Origin of the sequence: Hwangdonia sp. (assembly GCF_048381975.1) — a bacterium.
GTDB classification, from domain to species: Bacteria; Bacteroidota; Bacteroidia; order Flavobacteriales; family Flavobacteriaceae; genus Hwangdonia; species Hwangdonia seohaensis.
The window spans coordinates 77,327-97,914 of the sequence record NZ_JBLWYT010000001.1; the positions used below are offsets into that span (position 1 = coordinate 77,327).

26 protein-coding genes are annotated in these 20,588 nt (G+C 36.9%); 19 read left to right on the plus strand and 7 right to left on the minus strand.

Going from position 1 to position 20,588, the window contains the following annotated elements:
* Positions 1 to 28 precede the first annotated feature (28 nt).
* Together ACN5J7_RS00290 and gldD are read left to right on the plus strand one after the other, a co-directional pair.
* Complete coding sequence (locus ACN5J7_RS00290) at positions 29 to 1,333, plus strand: gliding motility-associated protein GldE (protein ID WP_418602211.1); 1,305 nt, start codon at positions 29 to 31, stop codon at positions 1,331 to 1,333.
* A complete protein-coding gene (gene gldD / locus ACN5J7_RS00295) occupies positions 1,333 to 1,914 on the plus strand; it encodes a gliding motility lipoprotein GldD (protein WP_418602212.1) in 582 nt (193 codons plus the stop codon). The genes ACN5J7_RS00290 and gldD overlap by 1 nt, the downstream gene beginning before the upstream one ends.
* A 60-nt stretch (positions 1,915 to 1,974) precedes the next feature.
* On the opposite strand, the gene ACN5J7_RS00300 is transcribed toward gldD, so the two are convergent.
* Positions 1,975 to 2,475 (minus strand): heavy-metal-associated domain-containing protein, encoded by a 501-nt coding sequence (locus ACN5J7_RS00300; RefSeq protein WP_418602213.1) that lies wholly within the window; start codon positions 2,473 to 2,475, stop codon positions 1,975 to 1,977.
* Positions 2,476 to 2,909: 434 nt separating this feature from the next.
* On the opposite strand from ACN5J7_RS00300, the gene ACN5J7_RS00305 reads away from it, so the two are divergent.
* The 3 genes from ACN5J7_RS00305 to rpmA all read left to right on the plus strand — a co-directional run bounded on the left by ACN5J7_RS00305 (position 2,910) and on the right by rpmA (position 4,412).
* Positions 2,910 to 3,362 (plus strand): DUF4199 domain-containing protein, encoded by a 453-nt coding sequence (locus tag ACN5J7_RS00305; RefSeq protein ID WP_418602214.1) that lies wholly within the window; start codon positions 2,910 to 2,912, stop codon positions 3,360 to 3,362.
* A 75-nt stretch (positions 3,363 to 3,437) separates the two neighbouring features.
* Positions 3,438 to 4,109, plus strand: coding sequence for a 50S ribosomal protein L21 (gene rplU, locus ACN5J7_RS00310; protein WP_311936365.1), 672 nt, complete (start codon positions 3,438 to 3,440; stop codon positions 4,107 to 4,109).
* Positions 4,110 to 4,151: 42 nt separating this feature from the next.
* Complete coding sequence (gene rpmA, locus ACN5J7_RS00315; protein WP_311936367.1) at positions 4,152 to 4,412, plus strand: 50S ribosomal protein L27; 261 nt, start codon at positions 4,152 to 4,154, stop codon at positions 4,410 to 4,412.
* Between the two features lie 76 nt (positions 4,413 to 4,488).
* Here the strand turns inward: rpmA and ACN5J7_RS00320 are convergent, their stop codons facing one another.
* Positions 4,489 to 4,962, minus strand: coding sequence for a DUF1569 domain-containing protein (locus ACN5J7_RS00320; RefSeq protein ID WP_418602215.1), 474 nt, complete (start codon positions 4,960 to 4,962; stop codon positions 4,489 to 4,491).
* An 80-nt stretch (positions 4,963 to 5,042) separates the two neighbouring features.
* On the opposite strand from ACN5J7_RS00320, the gene ACN5J7_RS00325 reads away from it, so the two are divergent.
* Positions 5,043 to 5,312, plus strand: coding sequence for a hypothetical protein (locus ACN5J7_RS00325; protein ID WP_311936373.1), 270 nt, complete (start codon positions 5,043 to 5,045; stop codon positions 5,310 to 5,312).
* 10 nt (positions 5,313 to 5,322) lie between these two features.
* Here ACN5J7_RS00325 and ACN5J7_RS00330 read toward each other — a convergent pair whose 3' ends face one another.
* Both ACN5J7_RS00330 and ahcY read right to left on the minus strand, forming a co-directional pair.
* Positions 5,323 to 5,868, minus strand: a complete 546-nt coding sequence (locus ACN5J7_RS00330; protein ID WP_382301401.1) for a very short patch repair endonuclease — start codon at positions 5,866 to 5,868, stop codon at positions 5,323 to 5,325.
* A gap of 324 nt (positions 5,869 to 6,192) precedes the next feature.
* Positions 6,193 to 7,509, minus strand: coding sequence for an adenosylhomocysteinase (gene ahcY / locus ACN5J7_RS00335; RefSeq protein WP_311936381.1), 1,317 nt, complete (start codon positions 7,507 to 7,509; stop codon positions 6,193 to 6,195).
* Positions 7,510 to 7,641: 132 nt separating this feature from the next.
* On the opposite strand from ahcY, the gene ACN5J7_RS00340 reads away from it, so the two are divergent.
* The 8 genes from ACN5J7_RS00340 (at position 7,642) to ACN5J7_RS00375 (ending at position 15,176) form a co-directional block, all read left to right on the plus strand.
* Positions 7,642 to 8,265 carry a 4'-phosphopantetheinyl transferase family protein gene (locus ACN5J7_RS00340; protein ID WP_311936385.1) on the plus strand — a complete coding sequence of 208 codons (624 nt, stop codon included), beginning with the start codon at positions 7,642 to 7,644 and terminating at the stop codon, positions 8,263 to 8,265.
* Positions 8,266 to 8,373: 108 nt separating this feature from the next.
* Positions 8,374 to 9,105 carry a geranylgeranylglyceryl/heptaprenylglyceryl phosphate synthase gene (locus tag ACN5J7_RS00345; protein WP_418602216.1) on the plus strand — a complete coding sequence of 244 codons (732 nt, stop codon included), beginning with the start codon at positions 8,374 to 8,376 and terminating at the stop codon, positions 9,103 to 9,105.
* A 102-nt stretch (positions 9,106 to 9,207) separates the two neighbouring features.
* Positions 9,208 to 9,468: a thiamine-binding protein gene (locus ACN5J7_RS00350; protein ID WP_418602218.1), complete on the plus strand. Its 261-nt coding sequence runs from the start codon at positions 9,208 to 9,210 to the stop codon at positions 9,466 to 9,468.
* A complete protein-coding gene (gene pnuC / locus ACN5J7_RS00355; RefSeq protein ID WP_418602219.1) occupies positions 9,452 to 10,084 on the plus strand; it encodes a nicotinamide riboside transporter PnuC in 633 nt (210 codons plus the stop codon). The genes ACN5J7_RS00350 and pnuC overlap by 17 nt, the downstream gene beginning before the upstream one ends.
* On the plus strand, positions 10,045 to 10,614 hold the full coding sequence (locus tag ACN5J7_RS00360; protein ID WP_418602220.1) for an AAA family ATPase: 570 nt from the start codon (positions 10,045 to 10,047) through the stop codon (positions 10,612 to 10,614). The genes pnuC and ACN5J7_RS00360 overlap by 40 nt, the downstream gene beginning before the upstream one ends.
* Positions 10,614 to 12,167 carry a DUF4301 family protein gene (locus ACN5J7_RS00365; RefSeq protein WP_418602221.1) on the plus strand — a complete coding sequence of 518 codons (1,554 nt, stop codon included), beginning with the start codon at positions 10,614 to 10,616 and terminating at the stop codon, positions 12,165 to 12,167. Before ACN5J7_RS00360 ends, ACN5J7_RS00365 begins: the two co-directional genes overlap by 1 nt.
* A complete protein-coding gene (gene arfB, locus ACN5J7_RS00370; RefSeq protein ID WP_311936408.1) occupies positions 12,164 to 12,571 on the plus strand; it encodes an alternative ribosome rescue aminoacyl-tRNA hydrolase ArfB in 408 nt (135 codons plus the stop codon). The genes ACN5J7_RS00365 and arfB overlap by 4 nt, the downstream gene beginning before the upstream one ends.
* Positions 12,572 to 12,986: 415 nt before the next feature.
* Positions 12,987 to 15,176, plus strand: a complete 2,190-nt coding sequence (locus ACN5J7_RS00375; protein WP_418602222.1) for a TonB-dependent receptor — start codon at positions 12,987 to 12,989, stop codon at positions 15,174 to 15,176.
* A gap of 51 nt (positions 15,177 to 15,227) precedes the next feature.
* Here ACN5J7_RS00375 and ACN5J7_RS00380 read toward each other — a convergent pair whose 3' ends face one another.
* Positions 15,228 to 15,653 carry a hypothetical protein gene (locus ACN5J7_RS00380; protein ID WP_418602223.1) on the minus strand — a complete coding sequence of 142 codons (426 nt, stop codon included), beginning with the start codon at positions 15,651 to 15,653 and terminating at the stop codon, positions 15,228 to 15,230.
* 195 nt (positions 15,654 to 15,848) lie between these two features.
* Between ACN5J7_RS00380 and greA the strand changes: the two genes are divergently transcribed.
* A complete protein-coding gene (greA, locus tag ACN5J7_RS00385; protein WP_311936421.1) occupies positions 15,849 to 16,322 on the plus strand; it encodes a transcription elongation factor GreA in 474 nt (157 codons plus the stop codon).
* Between the two features lie 123 nt (positions 16,323 to 16,445).
* The gene (locus tag ACN5J7_RS00390) at positions 16,446 to 16,835 is read left to right on the plus strand and encodes an HIT family protein (protein ID WP_418602224.1); all 390 of its coding nucleotides are present in this window, start codon (positions 16,446 to 16,448) and stop codon (positions 16,833 to 16,835) included.
* Here the strand turns inward: ACN5J7_RS00390 and ACN5J7_RS00395 are convergent.
* Both ACN5J7_RS00395 and ACN5J7_RS00400 read right to left on the minus strand, forming a co-directional pair.
* The gene (locus tag ACN5J7_RS00395; protein ID WP_311936428.1) at positions 16,830 to 17,180 is read right to left on the minus strand and encodes a hypothetical protein; all 351 of its coding nucleotides are present in this window, start codon (positions 17,178 to 17,180) and stop codon (positions 16,830 to 16,832) included. The genes ACN5J7_RS00390 and ACN5J7_RS00395 overlap by 6 nt on opposite strands.
* A 13-nt stretch (positions 17,181 to 17,193) precedes the next feature.
* Positions 17,194 to 18,351 (minus strand): sensor histidine kinase, encoded by a 1,158-nt coding sequence (locus ACN5J7_RS00400; RefSeq protein ID WP_418602225.1) that lies wholly within the window; start codon positions 18,349 to 18,351, stop codon positions 17,194 to 17,196.
* A gap of 210 nt (positions 18,352 to 18,561) precedes the next feature.
* Here ACN5J7_RS00400 and ACN5J7_RS00405 point away from each other — a divergent pair, with 210 nt between their 5' ends.
* From ACN5J7_RS00405 to aat, 3 genes are all read left to right on the plus strand, one after another.
* Positions 18,562 to 19,431 (plus strand): flavin reductase family protein, encoded by an 870-nt coding sequence (locus ACN5J7_RS00405; protein ID WP_418602226.1) that lies wholly within the window; start codon positions 18,562 to 18,564, stop codon positions 19,429 to 19,431.
* A gap of 52 nt (positions 19,432 to 19,483) precedes the next feature.
* A complete protein-coding gene (locus tag ACN5J7_RS00410; protein ID WP_311936441.1) occupies positions 19,484 to 19,861 on the plus strand; it encodes a DUF3127 domain-containing protein in 378 nt (125 codons plus the stop codon).
* Positions 19,862 to 19,953: 92 nt separating this feature from the next.
* Positions 19,954 to 20,583, plus strand: a complete 630-nt coding sequence (gene aat / locus ACN5J7_RS00415; protein ID WP_418602227.1) for a leucyl/phenylalanyl-tRNA--protein transferase — start codon at positions 19,954 to 19,956, stop codon at positions 20,581 to 20,583.
* The last annotated feature ends 5 nt before the right edge of the window (positions 20,584 to 20,588 follow it).

The following is a 20,588-nucleotide window of genomic DNA, read 5'->3' on the forward strand; positions in this document are numbered from 1 at the left end:
AACCTATGTTTAACTAATACCATGGTAATTGGATCCTGACCCCGCGAGTTTTATAGCATTAGTTTTGGCAATTGATTTTTCAGTTGTTAGTGGTTTTGCATTACTTTTTTTACTGTTAATTTGTTCCGGACTTATTTCGGGTGCCGAAGTTGCTTTGTTTTCACTCACAAGAGCGGATATTGACGAAGGTTTGGCAGCCAATTCTAAACGCATTCAAATTATAGCAAAACTCTTAGAACGCCCTAAAAAATTATTGGCAACCATATTGGTATCCAATAATTTTATAAACATAGCCATTGTTATTTTGTTCGCGTATTTGGGCGGCAATCTGTTTAATGCCATTGCATCTCCGGTATTGAAATTCGCCATAGAAGTAATAATTGTAACCTTTCTTATTTTATTATTTGGCGAAATATTGCCTAAAATTTATGCCAATAGAAATAAGCTAAAGTTTGCTTCGTTTATGGCCTATCCGTTGCGTGTTTTAGATGTGTTGCTTACGCCTATAAGTATGCCCATGCGCGGTGTTACATTGGCCATTCATAAAAAACTGGGCAAGCAAAAATCGAATTTAAGTGTCGATCAATTGTCGCAAGCTTTAGAGCTTACCAGCGAAGACGACACGACTAAAGAAGAGCAAAAAATATTGCAAGGTATTGTCTCTTTCGGAAACACCGATACCAAGCAAGTTATGCGGCCGCGAATAGATATTTTTGCGCTTAATATCGAGCAAAAATATGCCGAAATTATGCCCGAAATCATTGCCAACGGTTACTCCAGAATCCCGGTTTATAGAGATAATATTGATACCATTGAAGGTGTTTTGTACGTTAAGGATTTATTGCCATATATCGACCGGAAACAGTTTGATTGGTCAACCTTATTGCGCGAGCCCTTTTTTGTGCCAGAGAATAAAAAGCTGGATGATTTAATGGCGGAATTTCAAGAGAAAAAAGTGCATTTGGCCGTTGTGGTTGATGAATATGGAGGTACTTCGGGATTGATTTCCTTAGAAGATATTATTGAAGAGATTGTAGGCGATATTAGTGATGAGTTTGATGATGAGGATTTATTGTACTCAAAACTGGACGAGAACAATTATGTGTTTGAAGGGAAAACCGCTTTAAAGGATTTTTACAAGGTTGTTAAAGTTGAAGATGAAACTCTTTTTGAAGACAATAAAGGCGAAGCCGAAACCATTGCCGGTTTTGTTCTGGAAATATCTAAAAGTTTTCCGAAGTTAAACAGTAAAATAAATTTCGAAAATTACGTTTTTACTATAGAAGCTTTAGATAATAAACGTATAAAGCGCATAAAATTAACCAAGACTTAATGAATAAGAATTTTTATGTTTGGCTATTAATAATCGTCTGTTTGTCTTGCGGAGAAACAACAACCCCAAAACCAAAGGCAGAATTACGATTAGAATACCCGAAGGCTAAATATGTTGATGCCAATTTGCAATTACCGTTCACTTTCGAGAAAAATTTACTATCCTCAAAAACAGTCTTAAAAGAACTTAAAGCACCAACAAAAAGTTACGGTATAAACTTGGAATACGCAGCGTTAAAAGGCACCATTTTTTTAACCTATAAGGCTATTGAAAAGGATGAAAAAAACCTGATAAGCTTTTTAAGGGATGCCCAAAAATTCACCTTGGAGCACACCAAAAAAGCAGACGAAATTCCTGCATATCCTTTTGAAGATGATAAAAGAAAGGTTTACGGTTTGCTATCCGAAGTAAAGGGAAATGTGGCGTCGCCCGTACAGTTTTATGTAACCGATAGCGTTAATCATTTCTTAACGGGCTCGTTATATTTTAACGCAAAACCCAATTACGATTCTATTCTTCCGGCAGCAAATTATCTGCAAAAAGACATTAAGCATATTATGGAAACGCTTAGGTGGAAATAAAAAAGCTCCTCAGTTTTTGAGAAGCTTTCTAAAAGGTAAATACGTTTAAATGAGTTCAGATTAAGCCTTGCCCTTTTCAGCACAACACGCCTTTTTACAATCGGCAGCGCATGCTTTTTTCTCGGCATCGGTTTTGTTGGCGCAACAGGCTTTGGCGCAATCTGCATCACAGGCTTTTTTTGCTGAAAAGCCTTCAACGGTCTTCATGTCGCTAACCTTATAAATATCGGCAACTTTGGTTACGGTTTCTTCAAGCGATGTTGGGGTAACCTTAGCGTCGTTGTATTCAACCATAGCTAGTTTTCTGTCAAAATCTACTTTAGCCGACTTTACGCCTTCCATTTTGGCTATTTTTTTCTCGATGGTTTTTGCGCATCCAATTTCGCAGGTCATACCATCAATAGTAAATTCCGCTTTAGCGTAAGTCGCATTTGGGTCTAGTGTTTTAACGGTCTCCGAGGCTACTTCAACCGTTTTGATCTCAGCTTTGGTTTCGTTTTTACAACTAAAAGCAAAAAGCGTAATTATGGCAATGGCTATAATATTCTTAAATGTTTTCATTTGGGTGTGTTTTAAATTAATATAAAATCCATGGGATGTATTGGGTTTCACTTAGGAACGTTACATGCCCATTGTAGCTACAAAGCTAATAAATAAAGACGGTTAATGCACAAAAAAGTAAAATTTTATAATTCTCGATAAACACCCAAACCAAACCCTGTCCATTTAAAATGCATACCTTTTTTCAGGCTTGCTCTAACTGTGAAAATTTGTTTAAAACGGATTAAAAAACCACGAATGAAATGCCTTGCAAAACATCGTTTTTCTTTTTTTGAGTTTTAATACGTTTCGGTACTGTGCCAAGGCGTTTATTTTAAAATAGTTTGTGCTAAATTATTATTAATCGATTTTTTTTACGAAATTTAGAGAAATCTATCTTCAAACCACCTAATTATAGTGCGCATTTAAATCTAAAAATATATAGATATAAAATCATGAAAACGCTTTCACTTCCCATTCGTTTTGGCCTCGTTACAAGTGCGGTACTCATTGCTTATTTTTTAATTTTGGCCTTGTTTGACAAACATACAAATCCCGTTTTTAGCTTTTTTAACGCCGTTATAACCGTTTTTGGTATTTTTGACGCCGTTAGATTGCAAAAGCTTAAGGATACCGAATCGTTTTCTTATGGCGAAGGCTTTAAAACAGGCATCATTACCGGCTTTGTTGCCACCTTCTTTTTTACGGTATTCTTCTTGTTTTATGCCACCGAAGTCAACCCTGGCTTTTTATCGCAATTATTGGAAAACATTGATGGTGTTTTTAATGTTGATATAGGCATGGTCACATTTATTGTGGCGATCATGGGGGTTGCTACAACGGTGATTTCAACCTTAACCGTGATGCAATTTTTTAAAAACAGCGGAAATATTCTTCAAAAGAAATAAAACGTTTGCAGTTTAATTATTTAGCCGTATATTTGCACTCATTTTTTGAACAAATTTAATTAATAAAAATTCGCTATGTACGCAATTGTAGAGATAGCAGGGCATCAATTTAAAGTTGAAAAAGACCAAAAAGTTTTTGTTAACCGTTTGCAAACTGAAGAAGGTAAGAAAGTAGATTTCGATAACGTTCTTTTAATTGGAGATGGCGACAAAGTAACTGTAGGCGCCCCAGCTATAGACGGAGCACAGGTTAGTGCAAAAGTCTTAAAGCACCTTAAAGGTGATAAAGTAATCGTTTTCAAAAAGAAAAGACGTAAAGGTTATCGTGTAAAAAACGGACACCGTCAATCTTTATCTGAAATCGTAATCGAAAGCATCGTTGCTTCGGGAGCTAAAAAAGCTGCTCCAAAAAAAGAAGCTAAAAAAGAAGAACCAAAAGCAAAAGCACCAAAGGCCGAAGCAAAACCAGCTGCTAAAAAAGCAACAGGAAAAGCTGACGATTTAAAGAAAATCGAAGGTGCAGGGCCTAAAGCGGCAGAAGCTTTAGTAAACGCAGGTTTAGATACTTTTGCTAAGGTGGCAAAAGCAAAACCAGAAGATTTAAGTAATATTCTTTCAGAAGCAAGTTCAAGATTAGCTCACATTGTGACTGATACTTGGCCAAAGCAAGCTAAATTAGCTGCAGATGGAAAATGGGACGAGCTTAAAGAATTACAAGACAGATTAGAAGGCGGTATTGAAAAATAGTTTTTCATATACTTAATATTAACAATATAAATACTTAAGACAATGGCTCATAAAAAAGGAGTAGGTAGTTCTAAGAATGGTAGAGAATCAGAATCGAAACGCTTAGGTGTTAAGATTTTTGGTGGACAAGCTGCCATTGCTGGAAACATTATCATAAGACAACGTGGTAACACGCATCACCCAGGTGAAAACGTATACCAAGGAAAGGATCACACATTGCACGCGCAAGTTGATGGTCTTGTAAAATTTACAAAGAAAAAAGACAACAAATCTTACGTTTCTATTGAGCCTTTTGATGCTTAATAAACACTTTCTTTAAAATTAACCCTGAGCATGTCTCAGGGCATTTAAAACCTTTCTGGAAACAGAAAGGTTTTTTTTATGCTTTCAAAATATCCCTCACGATTTTTAAATGGTGATTGGTATGCATTTCTAAAAACCGTAGCGTTTGCTTTTTAGATAATTTCCCGAATATAAAATGCTTGAAATACGCTTTTTCAGGTAAGGGTTTTAAAGCATCAATATGGTTTTTTGCGGTTTGCAATTGGGTTTTTAAGTCTTCATCTAAAATAACATTTGGCGGCCGCACTATTTTTGGGGCTTTAACCTTCCCTCTTGGGATATAGCCTATGGGGAATAAAACCGTGCGCCAAAAACTAAACTTTCGCTCATAATCTGCTGGGTTCGATTTTATGGTCCATTCGCAAACGGCGTTAAATACCTTTAAGCTATGGTCGAGCTGCCAACCAATATCAGATTTAGTAACCTTAGGGTTGGTTTGGTCCTTAAGAGGTATATGTTGCTCTATTTCAGATAATAAAGCATGTAAATATTTGATTTTTTTATTCGACATGGTTTAAATTTATTTCAAAAGATATTGATTAAATTCTTAACTTAGGCTATTGCATATTGTTTTACTTAAAATTATTGATTATGCTACCGTTTAGATCAGAAATTAGAAACTCTCCGAACCAACAAACCATTAAGATTTTTTTGAGTGATGAATCCTCAGGTGCTAAGATAAAAAGGCATTTAGAGCATTTTAACGAGATTGAAATGATTGAAATAAGTGAAAGTATTGGGCAAAACCGAGTTCCTGAAAACATTACGGTTTTCTTGAAAGACGATGTAGATATTAATAAAATGAAGCAATCCATCGACTCTAGTTTGTGGTGGTATTTTGAAGAGGATATGGTGGATTGATTTTCATCGTTCACGGGTTTTCGCCCGTATGAATATATACCATTACATCATTAATGCATTTGTCGAGTTCTTTTATTATGTCGTGGTCCCAAAACCTGAAAACGGTGTAGCCCAAATTTTTCAATTCTAAATTTACTTCTTTATCGCGCTGCATATTGCGTTCTATTTTAGGAATCCAAAAACCGCGATTGGATTTAAGTTTAGCTTTTCTTTCCTGCCAATTGTACCCGTGCCAAAATGCACCGTCGATAAAAACAGCAAGCTTATACCTTTGAATGGACACATCGGGTTTGCCAAAAAGTTTTTTTGAGTTTACGCGATACCTTACGCCTTTTGCCCATAAAGCTTTTCTGAACATCAGTTCGGGTTTGGTGTTTTTACCTTGAATACGGCTCATTATTTTAGAGCGTTTTTTGGTGGTATAGAAACCAGACGCTTCATTAAACCGAGGCACTTTTATTTTTTCTTCGTTATAGCCCATTTGTAAATAAATATAACGAAAAAAGGGAAGTGTAGCAAGCCATGGCAGATTGTGCGATAGCGATTGTAACGGCATCCTTTTTAAAAATATAAAAACTATAAACCTTGATTAGAGAAAAGAATAACAGATTGTTACCTCGCTTGCCCTTAACCCAAATGTTTTAAAAAGATATAGTGTAAAGCGCGGTTTATTTTGGCTTTTTCTGCCAAAATAAAATTGCCCAAATTATTTACAGTTTCAATTTAAAAGTTTGCACATTTCCACTTCGCTCAGTGCAGGCTTAGTTACTGGCTCGCAATGACGGTGCAAAAAAAAATCCCAAACATTGCTGCTCGGGATTTAATTTATAATAATATAGTTTCGATTAATAAGATTCCCACCTTCGTGGGAATGATAAAATTAATATCTGTAATGTTCTGGCTTATAAGGGCCATCAACCGTTACGCCAATATATTCGGCTTGATACGGTTTTAATTCGGTAAGCTCAACACCAATTTTTTCCAAGTGTAATTTAGCAACCTTTTCATCAAGATGTTTTGGTAGCATATACACATCGTTTTGGTACGCGTCGGCGTTGTTCCAAAGCTCGATTTGTGCTAAGGTTTGGTTGGTAAACGAGTTGCTCATTACAAAACTCGGGTGGCCTGTGGCGCATCCTAAATTTACCAAACGCCCTTCGGCTAGTATGATAATGTCCTTCCCGTCAATGGTATATTTATCAACCTGTGGCTTAATGGTATTTTTGGTGTTTCCGTAGTTGTCGTTTAACCAAGCCATTTGTATTTCGTTGTCAAAATGCCCAATGTTGCACACAACGGTTTTGTCTTTCATCGCTTTAAAATGCTCAGCGCGAACGATGTCTTTGTTCCCTGTGGTGGTGATTACAATATCAGAATTAGCAACAACGGTTTCCAATTTCTTCACTTCAAAACCATCCATCGCCGCTTGTAATGCACAAATTGGGTCTATTTCTGTAACCGTTACAATACTTCCGGCACCTTTAAAAGAAGCCGCTGTACCTTTACCAACATCGCCATAACCACAAACGGTTACACGTTTTCCGGCTAGCATTAAATCGGTAGCACGACGAATCGCATCAACTGCAGATTCTTTACAACCGTATTTATTATCGAATTTCGATTTTGTTACCGAATCGTTTACGTTTATAGCTGGCATAGGCAACGTACCGTTTTTTACACGCTCGTACAGTCTGTGAACACCTGTTGTGGTTTCTTCAGACAAGCCTTTAATTCCTGCAGCTAATTCTGGGTATTTATCTAAAACCATATTGGTTAAATCGCCACCGTCATCAAGAATCATGTTTAATGGTTTGCGGTCTTTACCAAAAAATAAGGTTTGCTCGATACACCAATCAAATTCTTCTTCGGTCATATCTTTCCATGCGTAAACTGCGGTTCCAGCAGCAGCAATGGCAGCAGCAGCTTGGTCTTGTGTTGAGAAAATATTACAAGAACTCCAAGTTACCTCGGCACCCAAAGCCTGCAAGGTTTCAATTAAAACTGCCGTTTGAATAGTCATATGTAAACAGCCGGCAATACGCGCGCCTTTAAGCGGTTGCGAATTTCCGTACTCTTCACGAAGGCTCATTAACCCCGGCATTTCGGCTTCTGCTAATTCTATTTCTTTGCGTCCCCAATCGGCAAGCGATATATCTTTCACTTTATTGGCTACGTAAGGAATTGTTTTTGTGCTCATATTCTTTTTTCTTAATGTTTTTATATAGATTGCCCTTGGGATTTGGTACTTATTTTAGTTAAATTCGCTCATTAAAAATGCCAAATCTGCCTTAGGCAGTGCAAAGATAATCAATAACTTTCAGAATAGTAAATGCCACTTTATAAAACCATTACACCAAACTCACAAACTACTGTTAAAATCTGGAAGATTTCGGAGCCGTATAGCGATTTGTTTCAGTCCGTTAGCTTAAAACCCAAAAGTTTGGAGCGTGTTTTGGGTATGAAAAGCGAAATGCACCAACGCGGGTTTTTAAGCGTTAGGAAATTATTGGAGGCATTCGGTTATACCGATGCCGATTTGTTTTACGATGACTGTGGAAAGCCCCATTTAAAAGATGGGAAACAGATTTCGATTACCCATTCGTTTCAGTTTTCGGCAGTAATTGTAAGTGATTTAGCCGTTGGGATAGATATTGAAAAACAACGGCAGAAAATTAATATCATCGCGCATAAATTTATTGATTACGAGTTTGATTATTTAGATGAAAACGATGCCGATTACATAAAAAAACTAACCACTATTTGGTGTGTAAAAGAATCGTTGTATAAGCTTTATGCCACACCGGGATTGAGTTTTAAAAAGCATTGCTTGGTTATTCCTTTTAATTTACATGATGAAGAAACCGTGGCTTGGATTGATTATAAAACCAGAAAACACCGGTACAATATTCGCTTTTTAGAGTTTGAAGGTTTTACTTGTGCGTATGCCATTTAATAGAATCAAGAAGAAAGAGAAAAGAAAACAGATAAATGAAAATACTTTTAGGCATTTTGATATTTAGAATTTGCTTTTTGGAATTTTCAAACCATCATTCGTGTATTTGTGACAAATAGAAGAATATATCAAAACATAATAAAGTCTATTTCTGCCGAAGAAAGGTTATTGGCGGTATTAATTGACCCTGAAAAGTTTTCCGTTGAAAATGCGGTGCGTTTCTTTAAAAAAGTAAACCAATCGGTTGCCACTCATATTTTTGTTGGAGGCAGTACCGTTGAAGCTCAAGCGACTGAAAACGTGGTTTCCGAAATAAAAAAGCAGACCAGTTTACCTGTTATTTTATTTCCCGGAGACACATCCCAAATTACCGATAAAGCTGATGGGGTTTTATTTTTATCCCTAATTTCCGGAAGAAACCCTGAGTATTTAATTGGAAAACACGTGGCGTCTATTTCAAAAATAAAAAGCAGCAATTTGGAAGTGATTTCAACAGGATATATTTTAATTGAAGGCGGCAAGGAAACTGCTGTTCAGCGCGTCACAAATACACAACCCATGGCTGGAAAAGCGACTCAAAACATAGCGGATACCGCTAAGGCAGGAGAGCTATTAGGTATGAAACTCATCTATTTGGAAGCAGGAAGTGGCGCTTTAAATCCTGTAAGTGCAGAAATAATTACAAAAGTAAAACAAGACATAAAAATTCCGTTAATAGTTGGCGGTGGTATAAAAAGCATACAACAATTGGAAAGCGCGTACCAATCGGGAGCCGACATGGTGGTTATCGGAACCGCCTTTGAGGAGGACGAATCGTTTTTTGACGACTTAAGAAAGTAAAACGTCATGCTGAAGGTGCCCGTACTTAACTTGTTTCGGTATTTTAGCATCTCATTAAATAGATAAAGATTTCCACCTTCGTGGGAATGACAAAAATAAATTATGAAAATATCAGTAGAATTAACATTAACACCGTTGCAAGACGAGTTCGAACCAGCAATCATTCATTTTATAAAAAAATTAAGAGCATCAAATCTCAAGGTTCTAGAAAATCCATTGAGCACACAGGTTTATGGCGATTACGATGAGGTGATGAATTTACTCAACAACGAAATAAAAGAGGCCTTCCAACTCATTGAAAATGGTCTGCTTTACATGAAAATAGTTAAAACAGATAGACAGGATTATGAGCCCCATTTTTGATTTTTTATTCGAGCAATATGCCGATTATCAAACTGTTGATATTATCCTAGAAATTATAGCCGTTATTTTTGGCTTTCTTTCCGTTTGGTTTTCAAAACAGAATAAAGTTTTAGTGTTTCCAACTGGCATGATTAGCACTATTATTTTTGTGTATTTATTGTTTAAATGGGAATTGTTGGGCGATATGATGATAAACGCTTATTATTTTATAATGAGTGTTTACGGCTGGTATATTTGGACGAGAAAAGTGGATGAAACACAGGTAACCCCAATTACCAAAATGACCTTCAACGAAAAAAAAATAGGCGCCTTTATATTTTTAGCAACGCTTTTATTTGTTTATTTGGTATATAAAACATTTGATAAATGGACCAGCATTGTAGCCTATATAGACACGATTACAACTGCCATATTTTTTGTTGGCATGTGGCTAATGGCACGACGAAAACTTGAAAATTGGGTTTTTTGGATTATCGGAGACTTGATTTCCATACCGTTATATTTTTACAAAGGCTTTACATTTACTAGTTTTCAGTATTTTGGCTTTACCTTTATCGCCATATTCGGTTATTTAGCATGGAAGAAAAACTTAAACAGCAACCCGCAAACTGCATAAAAGTAGTTTTATTTGGCCCGGAATCAACGGGTAAAACAACACTGTCTCGCCAGTTGGCGCGTTATTACAATTCGGTTTGGGTGCCCGAATATGCCCGCGAATATTTGCAAAACAAATGGAATAACGAGCGCAAAACCTGCGAACCAAAAGATTTATTGCCCATAGCCGAAGGCCAAATGAAACTTGAAAATGAATTGGCACAAAAAACCAATACCGTTTTAATTTGCGATACCGATTTGCTGGAAACCAAAGTCTATTCGGAGACCTATTATTTAGGCACCTGCGACCCGATTTTGGAAAAATACGCCTTAAAAAACACTTACGATTTATACTTTTTAACGTATATTGATACACCTTGGGAAGCTGACGATTTGCGTGATAAACCAGAACATAGAAAAGAAATGTTTCGGGCTTTTGAGAGTGCTTTAAAAGACAACAACAGACCTTATGTTTTGTTAAAAGGCGATAAACAAACCCGATTGCAAAAAGCCGTAAAACATATTGATGAATTACTAAAAAACAAAAACTAATGTTTTCAGAAAAAGATATTCAACATATTGAAAAAAAAGGCATAACCCTAAAGCAGATTGAAGCCCAGGTTAACCGCATAAAAAACGGGATGTCTTATTCTAATTTGGCGGAAGCAGCAAATATTGGAAATGGCATTAAAAGTTATAATGAAACTGAAATCCAGAATTTTGTTGCATTATTTGATGCAAAAAGAGACAGTTTAAACATCGTCATGTTTGTGCCTGCATCGGGTGCGGCTACGCGTATGTTCAAATTTTTGTTTCAGTTTTTAAAAAACTACAACCCTTCAAAAGAAACCATCGAAGAATATGCTGAAAGACATAACGACAGGCTCATAAAAACCTTTGTTTCAAATTTAGAAAGCTTTCCGATTTACAGCGAAGTCTTATCAAAAGCAAAAGCGATACACCCCAATTTTGAGAGTTTAACAAAAGATGAAGCCTGTTTGGCCTTTGTGAAAACCATGTTGAGCGAAGATGCTTTAAACTATAGTTTTTTCCCAAAAGGACTACTGCCGTTTCATAACTATAAAACGGGTGCCATTACGGCGTTTCATGAGCGTTTATTGGAATCGACTTTGTACGCTTCATCAAACAAGAAAGCGAACCTTCACTTTACGGTTTCTAAAAAACACCATCCGTATTTTGATTCAGAATTAGAAAAAATCAAAAAGGAAGTAGAGGAAAAAACAAACACGGTTTTTAACGTAACGTATTCGTATCAAAAAGAAGAAACCGAAACCGTAGCCTTAACAACAAATAATGAGATTTACAGAAATGAAGATGGCTCTATTTTATTCCGTCCCGCAGGCCATGGCGCGTTAATTGAAAATTTGAATGCCATAAACAGCGATCTTATTTTTATTAAAAACGTCGATAATATCGTGGTTTTTAATCGGAACAAAAAACTAGTCAAGTACAAAAAACTCATTGCCGGCGTGCTTATTGAAGCCCAAGAGGAAGCTTTTTCGTTTTTACATAAATTAGATGATGAATCTGTTTCAGAAGCAGATATGCTTACCATAGCCATGTTTTTATCGACAAAAATGAATGTTTCCATTGGCGATGAATTTGATGATTTACCTTCAGATAAAAAGAAACGGTTTTTAAAGGAAAAATTAAACCGACCCATTCGTGTTTGTGCCATGGTTAAAAACGAAGGCGAACCTGGAGGTGGCCCATTTTGGGTTAAGGACGAAAACGGCAACATATCGCTACAAATAGCGGAGTTTGCCCAAATTGATATTGATAATACCCAACAAGCCGAAATTGTTAAAAACGCAACCCATTTTAACCCAACCGATTTGGTTTGCGGCACCAAAAACTACAAAGGCGAAAAATTCAATCTTTTAAATTTTGTCGATCCCGAAGCGGCTTTTATAACCATGAAAACCCAAAACGGTGTTGATATAAAAGCACTGGAACTGCCCGGGCTATGGAATGGCAGTATGGCCTATTGGAACTCCATTTTTGTTGAAGTGCCCGTAGAAACCTTTAATCCTGTAAAAACGGTAAACGATTTGCTAAAACCCGAGCACCAAGATTTGGCATGATTAATAAAGAAGCCCTTTTGCAAGAGTTGACATTTAAAGCCGTTAGAAGTTCTGGTGCTGGCGGACAACATGTAAACAAAGTGTCTTCAAAAATTGAGTTGACTTTTAATGTATTGGAATCGTTCGCGCTTAACGAGCATCAAAAAGAACGCTTACAAAACAAGCTAAAACATCGGTTAACCAAAGACGGCGTGCTAATTTTACAGTGCGATGAAAGCCGCAGCCAACACAAAAACAAAGATTTGGTAATTAAGCGGTTTTTCGATTTAGTAACAACATCGTTAATTATCCCAAAAAGAAGAATTCCCACCAGAATTCCAAAATCGGTTATTAGAAAACGATTGAAAAACAAGCGCAACCGTTCAGAAAAAAAGGCGAACCGAAAAAAACCAGACTTAGACTAAAAAACTATTGCTTTTTCTCTGTTAATTATTAATTGTTAACTAACTTTGCAGCGTTCTCAAAAAAGGGGTGCTTTTTCAGTTAGCAGTCATCGGTTTTCAGTAAACAGTCTATGTATACTTTTACTATAAAACGTTTAACTTTTAACTTCCAAAAAGGCTGAGATCATACCCATTGAACCTAGAACAGGTAATGCTGTTTAGGAATCGAGCGTTAAGAAAATATCCAGTGGATATTTTTAGCGAGTGCGATAAGGTCATCAATGTTGGTTTTTACTTCTGAATTTTAATTGGTTTAAATTAAGGATTCAAAATGGAAATTAACTTTACAATATCGTATAAGTATTACGCTCAAAAACAAATCAATAACAATTAAAGAATAATTGCCTCTTTTTATTCGATTATAAACATAATCGTAATGAAAAACATTTTTCTTTTTTTAACACTTTTAGTGTTATCAGTCCGTGCAACAGCACAACAAAATCAAACCCAGCAAGACACAACAAAAATTGAAAGTCTGGACGAAGTTTTAGTAAAAGCCGTTCGTGTAAATGCGACATCGCCCATCACACACTCCAACCTTACCAAAAAACAGTTGTCAAAACGTAATTTAGGACAGGACATTCCTGTTTTATTAAACTATTTGCCATCAGTTGTAACCACCACCGATGCTGGTGCTGGCGTGGGTTACACAGGTATTCGCATACGTGGTATTAATGCGCAATCAACCAATATTACACTCAACGGCATCCCGTACAACGATGCGGAATCTTTAGGGACATTTTGGGTGAATTTAGGCGATTTTGCGTCTTCGGTTGAAAGTTTACAACTGCAACGTGGCGTGGGTACATCAACCAACGGTTCGGGTGCTTTTGGCGCGAGTATCAATGTGCTTACCGATGCGGTTTCAGAAGAGGCTAAGGGTGAAATATCCAATACCTTCGGAAGTTATAATACCAGAAAGCACAGTATTAAATTTAGCACGGGTAAACTCAATAATAACATAGAAATTGCGGGGCGATTATCTAATATTAAATCCGATGGTTATATTGACAGAGCTTCATCCGATTTAAAATCGTACTTCCTTCAAGGGGCTTACGTAGATGATAATACGCTAATAAAGGCCATTACATTTAGCGGCCATGAAATTACGTATCAATCTTGGAACGGTTTGGAAGATTTAGACCTTTTGGCAAACCACAGAACTTATAATACCGCAGGCGAATACACCGATGAAAATGGCGTTACCCGATTTCATGAAAACGAAGAGGATAACTATCAACAAGACCATTATCAGTTACATTGGAACGAGCGTTACAACAACTATTGGTCTACAAACCTAGCTTTGAATTATACCAAAGGGCGGGGTTATTTTGAGCAATATAAAGAAGATGAACCTTTTGATGAATATGATTTAACCCCAATTAATATTGGTGGCGAAACCATTGATGAAACCGATTTAATCCGTCGCCGGTGGTTAGACAACAATTTCTATGTGGTAAATGCGGGCGCAAATTACAAAAAGAATGTATTGGACATGAATTTCGGTTTGTCGTACAGCAGTTATATTGGCGATCATTTTGGCGAAATAATATGGGCGCGTTTTGCAAGTGATTCTGAAATTGGTAACCATTATTATAACGGACAAGGAAAGAAAAAAGACTTTAGCCTGTTTACAAAGGCCACTTATCGACTTAATGATAAAGTGAGTTTGTACGGCGATTTGCAAATGCGCTTTGTAAATTATAAAACCACAGGGTTCACATCAGATAGGATTAATTTATTGGTTGATGAGCAGTATAACTTTTTCAATCCGAAAGCAGGAATTACCTATGAATTGGATACCAATAACAACCTGTATTTTTCTTATGCCCGGGCAAATCGAGAACCAAGCCGTAGCGATTTTGAAAGCAACCCGAATATTAAACCGGAGCAGTTAAACGACTTCGAATTAGGCTGGAGACACCGTAATAGAGGATTCAGAATTAACGCCAATGCCTATTATATGTTATACAACGAGCAATTGGTTTTAACAGGCGCCATAGACAATACGGGCACACCCATTAGAACCAATAGTGGCGATAGTTACCGATTGGGTTTAGAGGTTGATGCAGCGATACGGATTTCTGAGCAGTTTGCTGTTCAACCAAATTTTACAATAAGTTCGAATAAAAACAAAGAATCGTTTTTTCAGCGCGATGGTGTTTTGGAAAACTTGGGCAAAACAAACATTTCATTTTCACCGGAATTGGTTGCAGCGAATGCTTTGGTTTATAGTCCAGCAACACACTTTCAAATGTCATTTTTAAGTAAATACGTCGGCGAACAATTTATGGGGAATAACGATTCGGAAGCTTCAAAATTAGACAGTTATTTTGTAAATGACTTTAATATAACTTACGAGATTAAAACCAAGTCTGTTTTTAAATCCATTGCCTTTTCTGGTCTGGTAAATAATATTTTTGGAGAAAAATATGTGTCAAACGGCTATTATTACACTTACGATGATACTTGGAGCGTGCCAGGAGTTACCGCAACTATTGAAGGCGCTGGCTATTATCCGCAAGCAACTACCAACTTTTTGCTCGGTGCAACATTAAAGTTCTAAAAAAAGAAGATTTATTTTACATCAAAGCCTCAGTATTTATACTGGGGCTTTTTAGTTGAAAATTAAAAGGGTATTCCCGTTTTGTTCAACGCGATAATTTCTTAAACTGCATTGCAGTGTTGAATTTTCTAATGGCTGTCCCGTTACAAAACTATATTTGTTGGCATCAGTACAACCGCAAGTGCCCTCTAAACCAGAACCGGAAACTATCGAGCAAGAGGTTGGTGTGTGGTTGGGATCGGCAGCATCCCAAGCTAAAAACCCGGAACCGGCATTGGTAACAATAACCCCGCCATTTCCCGGATTGGCCACATAAACAGAATTGCCTATCGAATTAAGTTGATTGTATTGCGGTAAATTTAAATTAATCGTCACATTTACGCTTACATCCAATAAAAATTTACAGTTTTTATCATCGGAATTTTTGCTGCACGCCGTGAAAATTATAAGAATTAAAAGATAGAAATAAGGCTTCATGAGGTTTTAAAATTAAATCGCAATTTACTAACAAAAAGGAAATTGAGACAAATATTTTGTATATTTGTTAAGCAATCTCGTGTACGCGGGATTTTTTTTATGTGCTGAACTTGTTTATTCATAAAATATCCATTTAAATCAGATATTCATGAATCTTTGGTTTCAGCATCTTTTTATTAAATAAACGATGAAGTTATGAGTAAAGTTTCATACTATACACCAGAAGGGTTAAAAAAATTAAGAGCAGAGTTAAAGCAATTAAAGGATGTGGAGCGCGTAAAAGCGTCGAGAGCCATTGCTGAAGCCAGAGATAAAGGCGATTTAAGTGAAAACGCCGAATACGATGCCGCCAAAGAGGCGCAAGGGATGTTGGAAATGCGAATTGCAAAATTAGAAGATGCCTTGGCTGGTGCTCGCGTTATAGACGAATCGCAGTTGGATAACACAAAAATATTGGTGCTGTCGAAAGTTAAAATTAAAAACCAAACCAATGGCATGGAAATGAACTATACCTTGGTTGCCGATGGCGAAGCAGATTTAGCGGCGGGTAAAATATCGGTAAATTCACCTATCGGAAAAGGCTTGTTGGGCAAATCGGTTGGCGAAGTAGCCGAAATACAAGTGCCAAATGGCGTAATGAAATTTGATATTATCGAGATTTCCAGATAAATATTTTTATTATTTCCGCGAAAGCGGAAATCTTTTAAATAAGAAAATATATTGAAAAGATTCCTGCTTAACTTAAACAGGAATCTTTTATATTTACATATACTCTCAAAACCCTCAAGATTTATGGCATCAATTTTCACTAAAATAGTAAATGGCGAAATTCCTTGTTACAAGGTTGCCGAAACCGATGATTTTCTAGCATTTCTTGATGTAAACCCAAACAGTAAAGGGCATACGCTCTGCATTCCTAAAAAGGAAGTGGATAAAATTTTCGATTTGGATGATGTCACTTACCATGGTTTGATGGAATTTTCAAGACAAGTGGCCTTGGCCATCAAAAAGGCCATTCCGTGTAAACGTGTTGGCATGAGTGTTATTGGGCTGGAAGTGCCACATGTGCACGTACATTTAATTCCGTTGCATTCTATGGAAGATGCACGCTTTATCCAAAAAACTAAAATGACTGCTGAAGAATTTCAAGCTACGGCCGATGCTATAAAGGCGCATTTATAATTTGGCATAAAGCACGGTAAACACTATGCCGGCAATAACTACGGCTATGAAAAGGATGGCAATCCAAGATAGTTTTTTTAAATAGGTTGATGCTTTTTTAGGTTCGAATGCTCTTTGATGGTATTCAAAAACGCGTTCAATGTCATCCGTCCATTGCACAGGATAAATGGTGGAATTGCAGGTTTTACAGGCTATACTGTGACTAACATCGGCAGTAATGGATTTGTAAAATTTCGTATCTAAAAATTTCTGCTTAAAGGTTAATCGCAACCCATCTTTACTAAAACATTCAGGGCAGTTATTATTTAGCGCAACTTCTTTTATGGTTATAAATTTTTCAGACATAAATCAACAATTTTTAAACGGCTCGCATTAAAGCAATTTGTATGGTTGTTCCTTTGTTTATTTCAGATTGCAACACTTTAATTTGCCCATCGTGAAAATCTTCTATAATACGTTTTGTAAGCGATAAGCCCAATCCCCAGCCGCGTTTTTTTGAGGTAAATCCGGGTTCGAATATTTTTTTAAACTGACTTTTCGGGATGCCTTTTCCGGTATCGCTTACACTTACTTTTACGTTGTTTTCAAGCTGAGAGATTTCAACGGTAAGTTTTCCTCTGCCTTTCATGGCATCAATAGCGTTTTTTACCAAGTTTTCAATAACCCAACTGTACAGTTGTTTATTGAGTTTAACCGGGATATCCCCACTTGGGGTTATAATTTCAAAATCGATAAGTTTTGAGGACCTCGATTTTAAATAATCATAAGCATCAATGGTTTCTTTTATAATATCGGCAACCTCTAAAGTGGGGATGGAGCCTATTTTGCTAAAACGTTCGGTAATGGTTTGTAGGCGGTCCACGTCTTTTTCAATTTCAACAATATACTCGGGGTTAACCTGTTCGCTTTTTAAAATCTCCGTCCACCCAATTAAAGAGGACAATGGCGTGCCAATTTGATGTGCCGTTTCCTTTGCCATACCAGACCACAATTTGTTTTGGGTGGCATTTTTATTGCTGCGATAAAAGAAAAATATAACGGCACCGAACAAAACGACAATTAAAATTAATGCAAAGGGATAGTATACAAGCTTGTTTAACAGAGGCGAATTGCCATAATATATCGTGCTTATAATTTTCCCATCTTGTTTTACTTGAATGGGTGTGTTTTCTTTTTCAAATTTATAAATCAGGCTTTTAACATAAGTTGAATCTTCGGCTTTGGTTTCGTCGAGGTTGTTAAAACTCGAAATGTTGCCATCCGAATCAACGAGAATCATCGGTGTTGTTGTGTTGCTCGTTATCACCTTTAGCGGCAAATTGCCCATATCAGCATTAAGGTTGTTCATCTTTTGTAAATCGGTTTGGGCAAACGACCAATTTTCCATTTTCACACGTTCCTCTTCTTTAAAATGCTGAAAAAACTCATAGGTTTTCCATAAGATAAGCGATACGATTATAAACGAAGCCGCTATCATAATCCAACGAAACGTATTTCTGTACTCGGTAAAAATCATTCAAATTTTAATTAATCAGTAATATAATGCAAATCTGCTAATATTATTGCGCAAGCTGTTGGTAAATCGGTTTTTAGTTGTTTGCCGGCATTGTTTCATTTCCTTGAACGAAAATAATTGTAAATTGTTGACAGCGGCAAATTAATGTTGAAAACTAGTTTAAATTATCATGTTTTTTTTGATTAGTTTTGTGGAAACTTTAAAAGTTAAATGACGTCGTTTGAACCTAAAGACCTTTCAATAGGCAAATTACATAGTTATTTGTTAAGCGCCGTGGCACCGCGACCTATTGCTTTTGCGAGTACTTTAGATGCCGAAGGCAACCCAAACTTATCGCCATTTAGTTTTTTTAATGTGTTTAGTGCGAATCCACCCATTCTGATTTTTTCGCCAGCGCGTCGGGTTAGAGATAACACCACCAAACACACCTTGGAAAATGTAGAAGCCCTAAATGAAGTGGTTATTAACGTGGTGAATTATGATATGGTGCATCAGGCATCGTTGAGTAGTACCGAATATGCCGAAGGTGTTAACGAGTTTGAAAAAGCGGGTTTAACCATGTTGAAATCCGATATTGTAAAACCGTTTCGTGTGGCCGAATCGCCCGTGCAATTTGAATGTAAGGTTAACGAGATTGTAAAATTGGGAACCGAAGGTGGCGCAGGCAATTTAATTATTTGCGAAGTTGTAAAACTACATATCGATAATGAGGTTTTAAATGAAGATGGCGCCATAAATCAGAAAAAACTGGATTTGGTGGCCCGAGCCGGTGGCAGTTATTATACCCGTGCTAAAAAAGGTTTTTTTGAAATTCCAAAACCGCTATCAACATTGGGCATTGGCGTAGATAATTTTCCTGATTTTGTAAAAAACAGCATGGTTTTAACAGGAAACGACCTAGGCATGTTGGGCAATATTGAAGCCTTACCAACCGAAGCCAGCGTTAATGAATTTGTGAAGGATTTGGGTGAGCGTTACCCCAATATAAAAACGGCAACGCACAGGCAAAAACATAAATTGGCACGTAATTATTTAAGTTTTGGTGATGTTGAAAGTGCATGGAAAATATTACTGTCTTAAATTAAAAACCATACTAAAAAGAGAATATTAATAAAGAATAAAAATAGATTAAATGGAAGTTCAAGGAAGAATAAAAATGGTAGGAGAAACTCAAACTTTTGGAAACAATGGGTTTAGAAAAAGAGAAATAGTTGTAACTACTGAAGAGCAATATCCGCAACATATTATGGTGGAGTTTGTACAAGATAAAACAGACTTACTAAACAGCTATCAAGTTGGTCAACAGGTTAAAATAAGCATCAACTTACGAGGTAGAGAATGGGTTAATCCACAAGGGGAAACCAAATATTTCAACTCTATTCAAGGCTGGAGAATTGAGGCTTTACAAACTGAAGCTACCGGCGAAAACTTGCCACCAGTACCGCCCATGGATGCGTTTGAGCCTGCAGGCGATTTAAAAGAAGACGATCACGACGATTTGCCTTTTTAATAAAACTAGTTTGTCATTCCCGCGAAGGCGGGAATCTTATAAAACCAACCTCAATGTTTATTTTAACGTTGAGGTTTTTATATTTACAATAAATGCAACTATTAACCAAAGACATATGGTTTCCAAATACTAATGAAGCCACCGCAGACGGACTGCTCGCCATTGGTGGCGATTTATCGGTCGAGCGCTTGTTGCATGCTTACAAAAACGGTATTTTCCCATGGTTTGAAGCCGAAGAACCTATTTTATGGTGGTCGCCGCATCCGCGATTTGTGCTGTTTCCGAAAAAGCTAAAAGTGTCCAAAAGCATGAAACAAATAATGCGTCATCGCGATTATGCCGTAACCGTTAACAAAGCATTTAAAGCTGTAATTACCGAATGCTCAAAAATAAAGCGCAGCGGACAAGCAGGCACTTGGATAACCAATAAAATGATTGAAGCCTACGTGAAAATGCACGAATTGGGCTATGCAAAATCCGTTGAGGTTTGGCGAGATAACACCCTAGTTGCTGGATTGTACGGCATCGATTTGGGCAATAATATATTTTGTGGCGAAAGCATGTTCACCAAGGAAAGCAATGCCAGTAAAGCCGGTTTTATAACCTTTATCCAAAACACCAATTACAAACTTATAGATTGCCAAGTGTACACCAATCACCTAGAAAGTTTGGGTGCCGAGGAGATTTCCAGGGACTTGTTTTTGGAGTATTTGAAAGACTAGGTCCA

Bases quoted from the DNA above. Each gene is read 5' to 3' on its own strand.
- ACN5J7_RS00365 (WP_418602221.1), top strand. From the start codon at position 10,614: ATGTTTTCAGAAAAAGATATTCAACATATTGAAAAAAAAGGCATAACC.
- greA (WP_311936421.1), top strand. From the start codon at position 15,849: ATGAGTAAAGTTTCATACTATACACCAGAAGGGTTAAAAAAATTAAGA.
- ACN5J7_RS00395 (WP_311936428.1), bottom strand. From the start codon at position 17,180: ATGTCTGAAAAATTTATAACCATAAAAGAAGTTGCGCTAAATAATAAC.
- aat (WP_418602227.1), top strand. From the start codon at position 19,954: ATGCAACTATTAACCAAAGACATATGGTTTCCAAATACTAATGAAGCC.
- arfB (WP_311936408.1), top strand. From the start codon at position 12,164: ATGATTAATAAAGAAGCCCTTTTGCAAGAGTTGACATTTAAAGCCGTT.
- ahcY (WP_311936381.1), bottom strand. From the start codon at position 7,509: ATGAGCACAAAAACAATTCCTTACGTAGCCAATAAAGTGAAAGATATA.
- ACN5J7_RS00390 (WP_418602224.1), top strand. From the start codon at position 16,446: ATGGCATCAATTTTCACTAAAATAGTAAATGGCGAAATTCCTTGTTAC.
- rpmA (WP_311936367.1), top strand. From the start codon at position 4,152: ATGGCTCATAAAAAAGGAGTAGGTAGTTCTAAGAATGGTAGAGAATCA.
- ACN5J7_RS00340 (WP_311936385.1), top strand. From the start codon at position 7,642: ATGCCACTTTATAAAACCATTACACCAAACTCACAAACTACTGTTAAA.
- ACN5J7_RS00300 (WP_418602213.1), bottom strand. From the start codon at position 2,475: ATGAAAACATTTAAGAATATTATAGCCATTGCCATAATTACGCTTTTT.
- gldD (WP_418602212.1), top strand. From the start codon at position 1,333: ATGAATAAGAATTTTTATGTTTGGCTATTAATAATCGTCTGTTTGTCT.
- ACN5J7_RS00360 (WP_418602220.1), top strand. From the start codon at position 10,045: ATGGAAGAAAAACTTAAACAGCAACCCGCAAACTGCATAAAAGTAGTT.
- ACN5J7_RS00380 (WP_418602223.1), bottom strand. From the start codon at position 15,653: ATGAAGCCTTATTTCTATCTTTTAATTCTTATAATTTTCACGGCGTGC.
- ACN5J7_RS00400 (WP_418602225.1), bottom strand. From the start codon at position 18,351: ATGATTTTTACCGAGTACAGAAATACGTTTCGTTGGATTATGATAGCG.
- rplU (WP_311936365.1), top strand. From the start codon at position 3,438: ATGTACGCAATTGTAGAGATAGCAGGGCATCAATTTAAAGTTGAAAAA.
- ACN5J7_RS00350 (WP_418602218.1), top strand. From the start codon at position 9,208: ATGAAAATATCAGTAGAATTAACATTAACACCGTTGCAAGACGAGTTC.
- ACN5J7_RS00330 (WP_382301401.1), bottom strand. From the start codon at position 5,868: ATGCCGTTACAATCGCTATCGCACAATCTGCCATGGCTTGCTACACTT.
- ACN5J7_RS00405 (WP_418602226.1), top strand. From the start codon at position 18,562: ATGACGTCGTTTGAACCTAAAGACCTTTCAATAGGCAAATTACATAGT.
- ACN5J7_RS00320 (WP_418602215.1), bottom strand. From the start codon at position 4,962: ATGTCGAATAAAAAAATCAAATATTTACATGCTTTATTATCTGAAATA.
- ACN5J7_RS00410 (WP_311936441.1), top strand. From the start codon at position 19,484: ATGGAAGTTCAAGGAAGAATAAAAATGGTAGGAGAAACTCAAACTTTT.
- pnuC (WP_418602219.1), top strand. From the start codon at position 9,452: ATGAGCCCCATTTTTGATTTTTTATTCGAGCAATATGCCGATTATCAA.
- ACN5J7_RS00375 (WP_418602222.1), top strand. From the start codon at position 12,987: ATGAAAAACATTTTTCTTTTTTTAACACTTTTAGTGTTATCAGTCCGT.
- ACN5J7_RS00305 (WP_418602214.1), top strand. From the start codon at position 2,910: ATGAAAACGCTTTCACTTCCCATTCGTTTTGGCCTCGTTACAAGTGCG.
- ACN5J7_RS00325 (WP_311936373.1), top strand. From the start codon at position 5,043: ATGCTACCGTTTAGATCAGAAATTAGAAACTCTCCGAACCAACAAACC.